Below are 15,122 nucleotides of genomic sequence, written 5' to 3' on the forward strand. Positions count from 1 at the left end.
ATACCGGAGTGCGCCCATGGTTTCCAGGGTTTTTCTGACGTAACAGGCGCGACTGCACTCGTCCGAACGATCCCGGTCCTAATGTACGGTGAAGGTCAGGGTCGCGCCGTGGTAGACCTGATCGGCCTTGCCGGCCAGATCGGCCAGGGGGCCGTCCGGGGTCACGTCTTCCTTGTGGTTGACCATGATGACCCATTGTCCGGCGCTCTGAACCCGAAACTGTGCGCGCCCGTCCTTGATATAGGAGAACAGGGCGAACCCGTCGCTCTGGCCGAACCCGGTGCCCTGGGCGGTGATGTAATCCAGGCTCTGCGCGGTGGCGTTCAGCGGTTCGCCGTGGAACAGCACGTCCACCTCGACCAGATCGCCGACGTGCAGGTCGCTCAGGTCGGTGTGCGGGAGGATCTCCAGGTCGTGGCCCAAGGGGACCGGCTCTGCCCACGCGCCAAGGGTCACGACGGATTTGGCGAACGCCTGATACTTCACCGACATCAACACCGTCTGGGCATCCTCCACCGCGTCGCGCGGGGTTAGCGCCAGACGGGTGCGTCCCTGGGTGTCGATGTACTGGGTGTAGAAATTCGGTTGGGAAACCGCTTCGAGCTGATAGACGCCGGGTGCGCTGCCTCTGGCGAAGGCCAGCTTGTGGGTGCCCAGATCGGCGGCAAACACGGTGACATCGGTCGTCTCGGCGACGGACGCCGGGGCCTCGGTCGAGGGCGGGTCCAGGGCGGTGCGGTCCCCGGCGGGATCCACCAGCGCGAAGCGGTCGATGACGACCCGTCCGCTCGGGCTGTTCAGGATGTCGTCCACTGGCAGGCCGTGGCCCCATCCCAGGGACACGATGGCATGGGGCGGCTGATGAACGTGCGACTCGTGCGCGTTGATCCACAGGGAGTGCGCGCTGGCCGACGCGGGCACCGCCACCGAAGCGGCCAACGCCAGCAGGCACAGACGGGTTGGACGGGATGGCATGTCCATTGTCCTTTCGGGTTTAGAACCGGGCATTCAGATGCAGGCCGAACTCGCGCGGGGCGCCAAGCTGAGCGCCCACATAGCTGTTGGCATAGACTTGATAGATCTCATCGGTCAGGTTGCGACCGTAGACACCGACGGTGACCCCGAAATCGGTCTCGTAGTCCAGCGAGGCGTCGAGGGTCGTGTACGACCCCTGGCGGAGGGTGTTGTCCTGGTCGAAATAGTGCTCGCCAACGTGGCGAATGGTCGCGGTGGGCTGCCACTGGCCGCGATCGCCGAAATGGCCCAACCACGAGGCGCGCACACTGTAGACGGGGGCGTAGGGGACGTCGTTGTCCTCGTAGGGGCCACTCACGAAGCGGCTGCGGTTCACCATGCCGCCGACCGAGAATTCCTGGTCGTCGAACAGCACGATCCCGGCGCTCAGTTCCGCGCCCAGGCTGCGCGCGTCGCCCATGTTGGTCAGGGTTTCCAGGCCGGCCGGCCCGGAATAGCCCTGCACGTCGTAGCTTTCGATGTCGTACAGCGTGACCTCGGCCCGCAGGGATCCGTCCTGTGAGCGGTACTTCCAACCGCCTTCGAAGCTGAGGGCGGTTTCGGAGTCATAGCTGGCCGTATCCAGGGCGGTGGTGCCGGCCTTGTTGAACCCGCCCGGCTTGTAACCCCGGCCGACACTGGCCCAGATCCGGTGTTCCTCGGTCGGCAGATAGGCGATGCCCGCGTGGGGGGTGATGGCCCAGAACGTAGCGTCGTTCTCGTAATCGACGTCGGCGCCGGTGGCGTCGGGAATGGACATCAGGGAGTCGGCCTTTTCCCAGGCCACGCGTCCGCCCGCGCTCAGTTCCCAGTGGGGCGACAGGCGATAAGTGCCGTCCGTGAACACCGCATGGGTCACCATGTGGTTGTCGGATAGCGGCCCGCCCATGGTGCCAATGCCGGTGCCGTAATCCACGTCCTCGTATTTGAAGTGCTGCCGCTGGCCGCTGTAGCCGAACAGGATGGACAGGTCCTCGCCCTCGTACGCGGCGCGCAATTCGCCGTACAGACTGTCCTGGAATTCCTCGGTATCGATGCCGAAGGTGCCGAAGGTGCGCTCCAGATTCATGCGCTGGTAGGCGATGAGCCCAGTAACCGACCATGTGTCCGAAAGGTCGTAGGTGGCGTCCAGGCTGACGTCGTCGATGCGGCGATCCAGGTGCGGGGTTTCGACGATCGGGTTGACCCGGTCGCGCGACAGATTGTCGAGAGGAACGTAGTACTCCTCCTCCGACCGGAAGCGGTCGGTGCCGATCTTCAGGCGCGCTTCCAGCGGCAGGTCGTCGGGCAGGAAATGCAGCGAAATCCGCCCGCTGGTGGTGCGGCTTTCGTCCACGTTGTCGCGGCCGTTGGCCGGATCGTCCAGGGAGCCGCCCTCCATCGTATCGGTGGCCATGCCCTGGATGGCCCACCCCGACCAGAGGCCGCTGCTGGCGCCGCCGGAGACACGGTGGCCCCGGCTGAACACCTGAAGGTCGGTCCAGGCTTCCGGGTCCGCGCCGGGCAGGGCGCTTTCCACGTTGATCACCCCGCCCAGGGCACCACGCCCGTACACCGCGCCCTGCGGCCCCTTCACCAGTTCGACCCGGTCGAGGTTCTGCATGGCCTGTGCGTAGGCATGCGGCAACTGCGGTACGCCGTCCACGTTCAGGCCCACGGCGGGGCCGTAGAAATCCCCGGACGACAGGCCGCGCAGGGTGAAGTTGTTGTAGACGCGCGAGCTGCGGCCCATGGACTGCAATTCGGGGAACACCTCGTCCAGGGTGTCGGTGGTGGTCACGCCCTCCCGCGCCAGATCCTCGCCCGTCATGGCGCTGACGCTGCCGGTGACGTCGAAGTCCGTCTGTTCGCGCTTGTTGGCCGTTACCGTCAGCGGTTCGAGCGTGATCACGGAGCCGGGCGGGGGCGTCGCTGGCGCGGGCGCGTCGGCCTCCTGAGCCAAGGCCGGGATTGCCGAGGTCGCCAGCAGCAAAGCGCCGCCGATGCGAAGGGATGCGTGCATCAGGGTCTCCTGTTCCGGTGGTCGATGTCCCGTCTTCAATGCAGGACGGTCGGCTCGGGGCGGGGGTCGCCCCGGCACGCGGTCGCGGCCTCGTGTGGACATCCCCACCTTCCATGTGGTATTGCGAATCACTCGCATGCGCATGGGTGACCGTCTAACGGCGTCCGGCCGGAATTGTCGAAATTGGGAAAAAACTGATGGACCTGGATGCAGGGGCTTTCTCCGTGGCGGAACAGGAGTCCGCCGACATCCGCACCCACCCGCTGCTGCCGGCCATGACCATTCCGCCCGGCTGGTCGCGGGCCCTGCGCGTGCATGATCTGCCGGATGACATCACCATCACCACCTGGAACGGCGGCGCGGACACGGAATGGACAATTCGGGGCGAGGCCCGGCCCATGGTCTGCGTCGGGGTGCTGCTGGAAGGTTCCCTGGCCATGACGCTTGACGGCGGCCCCGCCCTGACGCTGGGTCCGGGCACGACCCTGCTGCATGCGGTGGATCACAGCGCGTCGGGGCAGGATGTCCTTCGGGCCGAAGCAACCCTGCGTCTGGTCGATGTGCGCTTCCCGGCGGCGACGTTTCTGCCCCTCGTGGCCGCCAGTGCCGTCGCGGTGTTGCGCGACGCCATCCTCCCCGGGATCGACTCACCTGGGGGGGTGGATGTCCTCCGCCACGCGCCCGCCTCGCCAGCCGCGCGGCGAACGGCCACGGAAATGCTCTGCTGCGACGATTTCGAGGGCGTCGCCCGTGCCCTGTTCCTGCGCGCCAAGGCTCTGGAGCTTTTGGCGATCGTGCTGCGGGATACCATGCCCCACCCGGGGCACATGGTGTCGGCGCGTGACCGCAAGCGGGTGGTCATGGCCCGCCGTCTGCTGGAACGGGACTACGAGACGTCCTGGACCATTGAGCGCCTGTCCCGGGAAGTGGGGTTGAGCGAGAAGAAGCTGCGCGCCGGCTTCCGCCAGATCATCGGCACATCCGTGCAGGACCATCTGCGGTCGGTGCGGCTGGCGGCCGCCATGGCCATGCTGGAGCGCGGGCAGAGTGTGACCGAAACGGCGTACGCCGTCGGGTTCTCCAGCCTCAGCCACTTCAGCAAGGCTTTCAAGGATCACGCCGGGCTGTCGCCCCGCGACTGGGCGCGCCGCTGCCCGGGATCATGACGGCGGACCGGCGGCGGGGCCTATCCCGCCGGGCGCGCTCCCGACCCTTTCGGGGGGGGCGGCATGCCCCGGACGCGCGTCGTGCGGCGCACCTGCGAGGGGGCCACGCCGAAGCGGCGGCGGAACTCCGTGGACAGGTGGGCAGGGTGATAGCCGATGGCATAGGCGGCCTCGGCCACCGACATGGCGCCGCTTTCGATCAGCGCCTTGGCGCGGTCCAGGCGCGCGCTCTTGATGAAAGTGTAAACGGGCGCCCCGAAGAGCGCGTCGAACCCGCGCGTCAGCTTGCGGGCATTCAGCCCCACCCGCCGGGCCAGATCGGGAACCGAGGGTGCGGCGCTGAGGTCGGCGAGGATGATGTCGCGGGCTTCCATCACCCGGCCGATGTCGCGCGGGGCCAGATCGCAGCCCGAGGACCATCCGGACACCCCGGGCCGGCCGCCGCCGTCGGCGACGGAGGCCAGGAACTCCAGGGCCTTGGCGGCGAGGAACAGGCGCTGGGCCGCCGTGGCGCCCGGACATCCCAGCATCTGCCAGGCCACGGCGCGCAGGCCCGGGCAGTCGTCTGAGCGCGGCGCATCGGTGAGGGACAGCGCTGGTCGGAAGGTGGCAGCGCCGTCGTCCCCCACAAGGTCGGCGATGGTGGCCTCGTCGACACGGACGAACACCCCCGACAGGGTTCCGGTCCTCAGGGAGCGGTGATGAATCTCGACCTCCCGCGGTTTCTGGAAGGTGATGACGGACCCCGCCCGTGTCGTGGTTTCTCCGAGACCGTCGACGGCGCAGAACACCTCGCCGCGCATGATCACCCCCGACCACAGACCCGGGCTTACGGTCGTCGTCCAGCACTGGCCATTGGCGACGGCGTCGTCGGCCAGGATGATTTCCAGTCCGGAGGTGGTAAGTGTCTGCATGATAAGGAATCCGGGAGCGACCCCAGCGCGGGGACGGAACCTGAACCGTACTGCGAAGAAGACGCACTCGCAAATGCGAATCCGCAAGTTTCATGCGGAAATTCCGAAGAAAGAGACGCGATCCCTGAAGCCAGCCGCGTTGTCGGCAGGGCGAGCGGTTGAAATGATGCGCAGAACCCTTGTTGGGGAACTGTCGTAACCGACGATGGAAGGAGACCGAAAGCATGGGACCCAGGGATCTGCGGCGCAGTCTGCTCACCACTTGCGCATGCGTCGCACTTTCGATGCCGGCGGCGGCTCAGGATGCCACGGACGAAGAAGCCGACGCGCCGACCGTGCTGTCTCCCATCGAGGTCACGGCGCAGTTCCGCAGCGAGGATCCCCTCGACGTGCCCATCAGCATGGACGTGGTGGACCGTTTCGAGATCGAGGACCGGGGCCAGAAAGACCTGTCGGACACCCTGAATGCCGTGCCCAACGTCGTGTTGCAGGAGAGCAATGGCCAGGTTGGGTTCTCTACCATCACGATGCGGGGCATCGGGAACCAAGGCGGCGACATGGCGGGCGGTGACCAGGCCATCGGGATGTACGTCGACGGTGTCTACATCGGCGCCCAGGTCGGCATGAATCCGCCGCTGTACGATGTGGAGCGGATCGAGGTGCTGCGCGGACCGCAGGGCACACTCTACGGCCGCAACGCCATGGGTGGCGCGGTTAACATCATCACCGCCGAGCCCGAGCCTGAACTGTATCTGTCGGGCGAGGCGATGTATGGGTCCTTCGACCTGTACAACTTGGCGGCTGTCGCTAACGGGGCCATCGGAACGTTCGGCGACACCACGGTTTCGGCCCGGCTGAGCGCCAATCAGGCCGGGCGCGGCGCGACGGTCGACAACAGCATCGGCGACGATCTCGGGGATTACTCCACGACCAGTGGGCGCGCCCAGGTGCGGGCGGCAGGATCGCTTTACGATGTTGTGCTTCGGGCCGACTACACGGACCAGGACGCGACGGCCTACGCCTACGATGATTTCGACGACGCCGGTGACCGCGATGCCGCGATCGCCGAGCCTTTCGAATACGAGTTGCAGAACTACGGCCTGTCCCTGAATGGCGAAGTGTACATCGGCGATCTGACGCTGCAGTCCATCTCGGCGTGGCGGAGCACGCACACTTTCGCGGACGGCAACGACTGGAACGCGAGCGATTCCGTTTACCAGTCCGCCGATTGGGATCAGAACCAGCTTTCCCAGGAGTTCCGCCTGACATCGCCCGATGACGTCCGCCTGCGCTGGGTCGCCGGTGTCTTCATCTTCCACAACGAGGAGGAAGAGCGGAACGTGTTCAGCCACAGGCCCGGCTCCTCCCCGCTGTGGGGGATGTTCGCCAATGGCGAGTCAGAGATAAGCAACTCCGAGACGACCACCAACAGCCAGGCGGTGTTCGGCGACGCGACCTACGGCGTAACCGACTGGCTGGATGTGACGGTGGGCCTGCGTGTGACGCACGACACCAAGGAAACCCACTACACGCACGTCTCGCAGATGGGCATGGCGCCGACCCAGACGCTCGACTATGAGTTTGAGGCCCTCGATTTCTCGCCCAAGTTCACGGTGATGGTGAAACCCAACGACGCCACGCGCGTCTATGCCACGATCAGCCGGGGATACAAGAGCGGCGGGTACAACAGGCTGTTCGCGCCCAGTCCCAAGCTGGAATTCGAGTCCGAACACGTCTGGAATTACGAACTCGGCGCCAAGCTGCGCCTGTTCGACGACCGCATGGAACTCAATGGCGCCTTGTTCTACACAGACTGGTACGATCAGCAGGTGACTGCCTGGCGGGGAATGTACAACGAGATCGCCAACGTGCCGCATTCCGAGAGCTACGGCGCCGAGGTGGATGTCGCGGCACGGGTCACGGATACGGTGACCCTGGGCGGCGCGTTCGGCTGGACCGAGGCGACGTTCCTCGATTTCCCCAACCCCAGCGCAACCATCGCTTCGGGCGATGGCTTCCGCCAGCCCAACGCGCCCCGCTTCACCTATGCCCTAAGCGCGCAGTACCTGGGGCCGCTGGACGACATCGTGCCCATCGGCAGTGACGTCGACCTGCTGATGCGGGCGGATTACACCTATCGCAGCAGCACCTATTACGACATCACCAACCAGCTTGAGGAGCCGGGGTATGGCCTGCTGAATCTCCGAGCCGGCGTGCTGGGCGACGGCTGGCGGGTCGAGGGCTTCATCAAGAATGCGACCGACGAGGAGTACCGGGTGCAGGCCACCGAGTACAACGGGATGGATCTGGCCGTGGCCGGTGACCCGCGCACCTTCGGCCTTCGGGTGAAGGTGGACCTGTAGGCCATGCGCGTCACGGATCCGGACCGGGCGCTGCTGGGGGTCATCGGCGCGCTGTACCTGGCCCAGGGGATCTCCTTCGGGCTGGTGACCGAGGCCCTGCCGACCCTGCTGCGCGCCGGCGGGGTGCCGCTGGAGACGGTGGCGTTGGTCCCCCTGGCGATGCTGCCCTGGGTGGTGAAGGTCCTATGGGCCCCGCTGGTGGACAACCGGGGCTCCCGGAGACTGGGGCGGCGGCGCGGCTGGATTCTGCCCACCCAGGCGCTGCTGGTGGCGGCGCTGCTGGGCGTGGCGGCGCTGCCCTTCGACGCCGACGGCGCGGTGACCATCGTCGGCCTGCTGGGGGTGGCCTGCCTCGCCGCCTGTACCCAGGACATCGCCACCGATGGGCTGGCGGCCGAGCGTCTCGGCCGGCCGCGCATGGCCCTGGCCAACAGCCTTCAGGTGGGCGGCATGATGGCCGGCCTTCTGCTGGGCGGCGCCGGCATGATGGTGCTGACCGACTGGGTCGGCGCGCCCGCCGCGCTGTCGGCGATGGCCGGCCTGATCGCCCTGACCGCCGTGCCGGTGCTGCTGTGGCGCGAACCGCCGGCCGCGCCCGACGCCGACCGGACGCCGGCCCGCCTTCGGGCGTTCTTCCGCTCCCGCACCGGCTGGGCGCTGGCGGCCATCGCCCTGCTGTTCGCCAACGGCCACGCCGTGGCCACGGCGCTCGCCCGGCTTCTGCTGGTGGAGCAGGACTGGTCCCTGGCGCACATCGGCCTGATCGTGGGCACCGGCAACGCCGTGGCCATCATCCTCGGCGCCGCCCTGGCCGGACCGGCGGTGCGGGTCTGGGGAGCGGTGCCGGCGGCGATGGCCGGATTGCTGGTCTCGCTGAGCGGGCCGGTCCTGTGGTGGACCGGCGCAGGCGCGCCCGGGACCATGCCAACGGGACTCGCGGTCGCGGCCACCCTGGGCGGTGGCCTGGGCGAAGGGTTGGCGTCTGTTGCCGTGTTCACCCTGGCCTTTCGCTTCGCCCATGACGGCCGGCAGGCCGGAACCGACATAACCATGGTCCAGTGCCTACACGGGCTGGGCGGGATGGTGATGACCGCCGTGGCCACGGCCCTGGTCGCCGCGTCCGGGTTCGGCTGGGGATTCGCTCTGGCCCTCGGCTGCGCCGGACTGGCGCTGGCGGTCATCCTGGCCACCCGCCGCCTGTGCGAACCCGAGCGGTTCCCCGCCGCCGGCCCGTCCCCTCGCTGTAAAGAAGACGCCCATGTCCAAGATCTCGCGAAGCCTTTCTGATCGTCTGGTGGATGCCATCGCCCGCCGCCCCGGTGGCCTTGTCGGCCGCATGCTGTACCGCCATCCCGGCGGCCACATGGCCGGGTTCCGCATGGGCCTGGAGGCGGTGCCCGTGACCGCCGCCGACCGCGTGCTGGATGTGGGCTGCGGCGGCGGCGTGTTCCTGGAGATGGCCCTGTCCCGGGGCTGTCGTGCGGTTGGTGTTGATCACAGCCCGGACATGGTGGCCGAAACGCGGGCGCGGAACGCCGCCGCCGTGGAGGACGGCCGCCTGGAGGTGGCGCAGGGCGACGCGGCGGCTCTGCCCTTTCCCGACGGCGCCTTCACGGCGGTCTTCTGCATGCACGCCTTCTTTTTCTTTCCCCAGCCTGCCGAGGCCATCGCCGAGATGGCCCGGGTCCTGACCCCGGGCGGCCGGATCGCCATCGTGACCACCCCGCCTGCGGCATCGCGCCGGGTGCGGCGGATGTTCGGCCCCGTGGCCAAGCACATGCGGTTCGACGCGCCGGAGGCCCTGACGCGCTGGGCCGAGGAGGCCGGCTTGGATCCCGGCGCCGTTCGTGCGCCCGATGCGGCGAGCATGCTGTTCGTGGCAGGCAAGCCGACCGCTCGTGACCAGAGCCCGACCCCTTGATGGAAAAGCGTCTGCCCGATCGCAACTCGAAGCGGATGGGCACGACCAGTTCCAGCCGCCTGTCGGAAATGGAGGCGGGCATGGCCGGCAGCGGCTGTGCCCGCGCGATCAGGTCCAGCACCGCCTCGTCCAGACGGGCGGACACCACGGGCGGACACCATCGCCTCGAACGCGGCGTCCTCCAAAGGGGTTCCGTCTGGCGCCTGCATGAAGGAGATCAGCAGCAGGAGGACCACGTTGATCGGCGGTGTCAGGCTGATCAGCGAACGGCGGCGGGCTGGCCATCGGGCGGGAGATTTTCCTGTCCGTGTCTCCACCTTCCGTCCGCCCAAACCAATGTCCCTAGGATGACTGCGAGAATATGATTGCAAGTGCGTGTTATTCGCATGAGTATCGCGGTCATACTCCGAGACCGACAGCGCGGACCAAGGAGCAGCACATGGGGCGGAGGACATCATGCACGAGTTCCGGTCAACGGACTTTTTCCGGGATCCATCCGCTTCGGCGGCCCGCCTGGGACTGGACGTCAAGATCGTCCACCTGCAACCCGGGCTGATGGTCTCGCTGGTGGCGTCCCGCGCCGACGCGGATATCGTTGCCCACGCCCACAACGACCATGCCTGCGTTCATTGCAGTTGCCTGCTGCAGGGCTCCATTGGCGTCACATTCTCCGGCCAGGATGTGCGGCTGAACGCCGGCACTCTGTTGACTAGCTACGCGCCGGACGAATGGTTCCGCATGCACCTTCCAAGGGATCATCGGAACGTGGAAATCATGGTGACACCGGAGGTTCTGGCGACTCTGGCGGGCGACGATTACGACCCTATCGGGGACGAGGTTCACCGCGGCTTTTGCATGCGCGGGCACGGTGACGGCCGGCGCGCGCAGGATGCCGCCGCGCGCCTTGCGCGCCTCATCGACGACGATCGGTCACCGCGCCTGCTGCTCCATGCGGCGGCGCTCGAATTCCTGGCCTGGCATATCGAGACGTACCGGACCGCCGACGGGTGCGAGGCGGTATCGTTGCGGGACCGGAAAAGGCTGATGGCGGCGCGGGAGCGCCTGCTTCGTGACCTGAGCAATCCGCCGACCATCGCCGAACTAGCGCGCGAGACGGGTCTCAACCAGTTCAAGCTGAAGCGCGGTTTCAAGGCGGTCTTCGGCCACAGCATCTACGCACTGTTCCAGCGGGAGCGCATGGATCGTGCGCGCGAGCTGTTGCAGCGGCATGGGGTCACGGAAACGGCGATGATGATGGGGTACAGCAACGTCAGCCACTTCGGTGCGGCCTTTCGCAAGCAGTTCGGCGTGTTGCCGCGCGAAGCCCGGCGCGGTGTGCTGGAATAGGGATCGTCGTTTCGTCTCGGGGCGATCCCGGGGCCATCCTCGGGATTCAACCCGTCACCGCGTCCGGCCCGGCCTCTTCTTACGAGGCGAGAGCAGCCATGCCGCACATCTCTTGGCGCGCGCGACCCCGGCTGGTCGCGAGGCCGCGATCGGCGCGCCGGTCCCCGACCGAAAGACCTCCAAAAAGTTCCGGTCCGGGCATTTTCCGACCGGACTCGGGGAGACGTCGGGATCTTTGGCGCTTACGATTCGCATTCTCATCGGGTCCGCGTCCGATGACTGTCCGATCGAGTGTCCGGGGGATGAAGAATGACGACGGTGGCAGGTGTGAGGCGGGGCCGGGTGGCGCCGTTGGTGGTGTGCGTTGCCTTGGCTCAGATGATCTGGGGGACGGCCTTGGCGGCCGAGCCGGCCGAGGATGGTGCCGAAACCAACCCGGCGCCAGCGACGGAACCCATGGTCGGTCCGGTGATCCAACTCCAGCCGGTCACCGTGACCGCCGAAAAGATGTCGGGAACGGCGCAGGAAACGCCGATCCCCATGACCGTCATTACCGGCGAGGATCTCGACCGCGCGGCCGCCGTGGACACCAAGGACGTGATCCGCCGGGTTCCCAACATGTACGCCACCTCGGCGGGCCGACATTCCCCCGTCACCATGATGTCCCTGCGCGGCGTCACGCCCCACATGAAGACGGAGAACCCGGTCGGCTTTTTCGTTGACGGAGTCCACTCCGGCTTCCCCGACATGGACCTGCTGGACATCGACCGCGTCGAGGTGCTGCGGGGGCCGCAATCGACTCTGTACGGCCGCAACACCGAGGCCGGCGCGATCAATATCGTGACTCGCGACCCGGAGCCGTACTGGGAAGGGGCCGTTTCCGTCGGCTACGGCAATTACGACACCAAGACGGTGAGCGGGGTCTCGGGCGGACCGCTGTGGAACAATGACTGGTCCTATCGCGCGGCCCTCCGGTTCCTGGAGTCCGACGGGTATTTCACCCGCGAACCGGACGGTATCGACGACGTGGATGACGCCAGCGACCTGAGCGCCCGGGTCAAGCTGCGCTGGGACCCCGAGGGACCGTGGGACGTCATCGCGACCTACAATGCGCAACGCTACCGCGACGGCTCGACCAACATCGTGGCTGACCTCGATCTACTGCGGGACGACCCGCATACGGTCACGTCGAACTACATCGGCACGAACGATACGACCGTGCACGGCGGGAGCGTCCGGGCCGTTTACGAGGCCCCCTGGTTCACCGTCACCTCGATCTCGGCCTATGCCGACGAAAACAAGACATCGAGCTACGATGTCGATGCGACGGCCTATGACATCTACAGGCTGGATACGGCCTTGGAGGCGTCCCGTTTCACCCAGGAACTCCGCCTGAGTTCTCCGGAAGGGGCGTCCGGGCCGCGCTGGGTCGCCGGGCTCTATTACTTCGACCAGACCGACCGCCTGAACATCGACATGGACATGTCGGGTGTTGGCTACGGCGTCCAGCAGATCCGTACCGAAACGGACACGCGCAACATGGCGGCCTTTGGGCACGTCACGTGGCCGGTGTTCGAGACACTCTCCGTGATCGCAGGGCTTCGGTACGACCACGAGAAGAAGGAGGTCGACAACCGCCAGACCTGGACAGCCATGGGCGTGGATTACGACACCAGCCCCGAGTTGACATTTGATGCCTGGCTGCCGAAGTTGGGCCTGGAATACACGCCCCTGCCAAATGTCATGACGTATTTCACGTATTCCCAAGGATATAAGGCGGGCGGGTTCAACAATCTCGGGGCCGCAGGCCAGGAAACCTACGACGCGGAATACACGACGAACTATGAGGTCGGCGTTAAAACGAGCTTTTTCGACAGCCGAGTGCAGGCGAACCTGTCCTTGTTCTGGATCGACTGGACGGACCAGCAAGTCGAAAAGCTCATTCTCACACAGTCCAACCTGACGAACGCGGGAAAGAGTGTCAGTCGGGGCGTCGAGTTCGAGGCGGCTTGGCAAGCCACCGACGGCCTTCGGTTCACCGGCAGTGTCGGGTGGAATGATGCCCATTTCATCGAGTATACGGACGGCGTCGACGACTATTCCGGCAATCGTCCGCCAAATGCGCCCATATACACGTACAGCATCGGCGCCGACTATGCGTTTAAAAACGGTTTGTATGCTCATGTTGACTGGTTGGGAATGGGAGGGCTGTATTACGATTCCGCCAACACCCAGAAGGAAGACCATTACGGCATCTTGAACGCCAAAGCCGGCTACGACATCGAGAACCTTGAGGTGGCCTTCTGGGTTAAGAATGCCCTCGATGAAGCCTACGCGACCCGCGCATTCGATATGGGCGAAGGCACGTACGGCGGCATTGCCGGCGATCCCCGCACCTTCGGCATGACCGTGACTGCCCGGTGGTGACGGTGCCTGGGATGCGGCGGGACTCCCGGGGCACGGCGGAGGTCGGCGCCAGGGGGCGGGCGGACCCGGATACGGGGCTGCTGGGGGTCATCGGCGCGCTGTACTTGGCCCAGGGAATCTCCTTCGGGCTGGTGACCGAGGCCCTGCCGACCCTGCTCCGCGCCGGAGGTGTGTCGCTGGACCTGGTGGCCCTGGTGCCCCTGGCTACCCTGCCCTGGATGGTCAAGGTGTTCTGGGCTCCGGTGGTGGACAATCGTGGTTCCCGGCGCTTCGGTCGGCGGCGCGGCTGGATTCTGCCGACGCAGGGCCTGTTGGTCGTCGCCCTGCTGGCGGTGGCCGCCATGCCGATCAATGCCCAGGGGGCCGTCGCCATCATCGCGCTGCTGGCCGTGGCCTCGCTGGCCGCCTGCACCCAGGACATCGCGACCGATGGACTGGCCGCCGAGCGTCTGGGCCGGCCCCGCATGGCGCTGGCCAACAGCCTTCAAGTGGGCGGCATGGTGGGCGGGCTGCTGATGGGGGGCGCCGGCATGATGGTGCTGTCCGACTGGATCGGCGCGGCCGCCGGCCTGTCGGTCATGGCGGGCCTGATCGCGCTGACCGCGGTGCCGGTGCTGGTGTGGCGCGAACCGCCACCGCCGGTCGAACGGGAGGCCGGTTCCGCGCGTCTCCGGACCTTTTTTCGAAGCCGCCGGGGATGGGCGCTGGCCGCGATTGCCCTTGTGTTCGCCAACGGTCACGCGGTCAGCACCGCCTTGGCGCGGCTGTTCCTGGTGGATCAGGACTGGGCCCTGGCGCGGATCGGCCTTGTGATCGGATCCGGCACCGCAGTGGCCATCTTGCTGGGCGCCGCCATGGCCGGCCCCCTGGTCCGGGCCATTGGCGCGGTCCCAACGGCCGTGGCCGGGCTCACGGTTTCGATGATCGGCCCTGCGGTGTGGTTTCTGGCGGCCGACGGTGCCGGGCCGGTGCCGACCTGGCTGGCCGGCGCGGCCACGCTGGGCGGGGGCCTCGGCGAGGGCCTGAGTTCCGTCGCCGTGTTCACGCTGGCGTTCCGCTTCGCCCATGACGGCCGGCAGGCCGGAACCGACATAACCATGGTCCAGTGCCTGCACGGTGTGGGCGGCATGGTCATGGTCGGGCTGACCACGGCCCTGGTGGCCCGCTCGGGCTACGCCTGGGGCTTCGGCGTCGCGCTCGGCTGTGCCCTTCTGGCCGCCGCCGTGCTTCTGTCCACGCGGCGCACCTGCGAGCCTGATCGGTTTTCGTTGTCCCCCCCTGTCATTGACGAGGCCCTTGATGAACACGCTCTCCCGCAGTCCCATGGATCGTCTGGTTGACGCCATCGCTCGGCGTCCGAACGGCCCCATCGGTCGCGCGCTGTACCGCCGACCGGTGGGCCACGTGTCCGGCTTCCGCAAGGCGCTGGAGATGGTCCCGGTCACGGAGACGGACCGCATCCTGGACGTGGGCTGCGGCGGCGGGATGTTCCTGGAAATGGCCCTGTCCCAAGGCTGCCGCGCGGCCGGGCTCGACCACAGCGTGGACATGGTGGCGGACACGCGGACCCGGAACGCCCGGGCCGCGACCGAGGGGCGCCTGGAGGTGGTGCAGGGCGACGCGGCGGCGCTGCCGTTTCCGGATAGCGCGTTCAACGCCGTCTTCTGCCTGAACGCGTTCTTCTTCTTCCCGGAACCGGCCGCGGCTATCGCCGAGATGGCGCGCGTTCTGGCCCCCGGTGGGCGCGTGGCCATCATCACCGCGCCGCCGACGTCCTCGCGCTGGATCCACCGGCTTTTCGGACCCATCGCCCGGCGGATGCGGTTCGACGCGCCGGAGGCCCTGGCGCACTGGGCCGAGGAGGCCGGCTTGGATCCCGGCGCCGTTCGTGCGCCCGATGCGGCGAGCATGCTGTTCGTGGCAGGCAAGCCGACCGCTCGTGACCAGAGCCCGACCCCTTGATGGAAA

At 67.1% G+C, this 15,122-nt stretch carries 11 protein-coding genes; 8 read left to right on the top strand and 3 right to left on the bottom strand.

From position 1 onward, the window contains the following. Positions 1 to 78 precede the first annotated feature (78 nt). Complete coding sequence (locus tag BLS85_RS11080; RefSeq protein WP_092786303.1) at positions 79 to 975, bottom strand: DUF4198 domain-containing protein; 897 nt, start codon at positions 973 to 975, stop codon at positions 79 to 81. Between the two features lie 19 nt (positions 976 to 994). Next, positions 995 to 3,016, bottom strand: a complete 2,022-nt coding sequence (locus tag BLS85_RS11085) for a TonB-dependent receptor (RefSeq protein ID WP_092786227.1) — start codon at positions 3,014 to 3,016, stop codon at positions 995 to 997. Positions 3,017 to 3,213: 197 nt separating this feature from the next. Between BLS85_RS11085 and BLS85_RS11090 the strand changes: the two genes are divergently transcribed. Then, a complete protein-coding gene (locus tag BLS85_RS11090; protein WP_092786229.1) occupies positions 3,214 to 4,182 on the top strand; it encodes a helix-turn-helix transcriptional regulator in 969 nt (322 codons plus the stop codon). 20 nt (positions 4,183 to 4,202) lie between these two features. On the opposite strand, the gene BLS85_RS11095 is transcribed toward BLS85_RS11090, so the two are convergent. Continuing rightward, the gene (locus BLS85_RS11095) at positions 4,203 to 5,096 is read right to left on the bottom strand and encodes a helix-turn-helix domain-containing protein (protein WP_092786231.1); all 894 of its coding nucleotides are present in this window, start codon (positions 5,094 to 5,096) and stop codon (positions 4,203 to 4,205) included. Positions 5,097 to 5,320: 224 nt separating this feature from the next. Between BLS85_RS11095 and BLS85_RS11100 the strand changes: the two genes are divergently transcribed. From BLS85_RS11100 to BLS85_RS11130, 7 genes are all read left to right on the top strand, one after another. Then, positions 5,321 to 7,459, top strand: coding sequence for a TonB-dependent receptor (locus BLS85_RS11100; protein ID WP_092786233.1), 2,139 nt, complete (start codon positions 5,321 to 5,323; stop codon positions 7,457 to 7,459). A 3-nt stretch (positions 7,460 to 7,462) separates the two neighbouring features. After that, positions 7,463 to 8,746 (top strand): MFS transporter, encoded by a 1,284-nt coding sequence (locus BLS85_RS11105; RefSeq protein WP_092786234.1) that lies wholly within the window; start codon positions 7,463 to 7,465, stop codon positions 8,744 to 8,746. Then, a complete protein-coding gene (locus tag BLS85_RS11110) occupies positions 8,718 to 9,380 on the top strand; it encodes a class I SAM-dependent methyltransferase (RefSeq protein ID WP_092786236.1) in 663 nt (220 codons plus the stop codon). Before BLS85_RS11105 ends, BLS85_RS11110 begins: the two co-directional genes overlap by 29 nt. A gap of 456 nt (positions 9,381 to 9,836) precedes the next feature. After that, positions 9,837 to 10,727, top strand: a complete 891-nt coding sequence (locus tag BLS85_RS11115; protein WP_092786238.1) for a helix-turn-helix transcriptional regulator — start codon at positions 9,837 to 9,839, stop codon at positions 10,725 to 10,727. A 309-nt stretch (positions 10,728 to 11,036) separates the two neighbouring features. Beyond that, positions 11,037 to 13,154 (top strand): TonB-dependent receptor, encoded by a 2,118-nt coding sequence (locus tag BLS85_RS11120; protein WP_092786240.1) that lies wholly within the window; start codon positions 11,037 to 11,039, stop codon positions 13,152 to 13,154. An 11-nt stretch (positions 13,155 to 13,165) separates the two neighbouring features. Beyond that, positions 13,166 to 14,494: an MFS transporter gene (locus tag BLS85_RS11125; RefSeq protein ID WP_092786242.1), complete on the top strand. Its 1,329-nt coding sequence runs from the start codon at positions 13,166 to 13,168 to the stop codon at positions 14,492 to 14,494. Continuing rightward, a complete protein-coding gene (locus BLS85_RS11130; RefSeq protein ID WP_245699186.1) occupies positions 14,454 to 15,116 on the top strand; it encodes a class I SAM-dependent methyltransferase in 663 nt (220 codons plus the stop codon). Before BLS85_RS11125 ends, BLS85_RS11130 begins: the two co-directional genes overlap by 41 nt. Positions 15,117 to 15,122: the final 6 nt, after the last annotated feature.

It is taken from the genome of Rhodospira trueperi, assembly GCF_900101965.1.
In the GTDB taxonomy this organism is placed as follows: Bacteria; Pseudomonadota; Alphaproteobacteria; order Rhodospirillales; family Rhodospirillaceae; genus Rhodospira; species Rhodospira trueperi.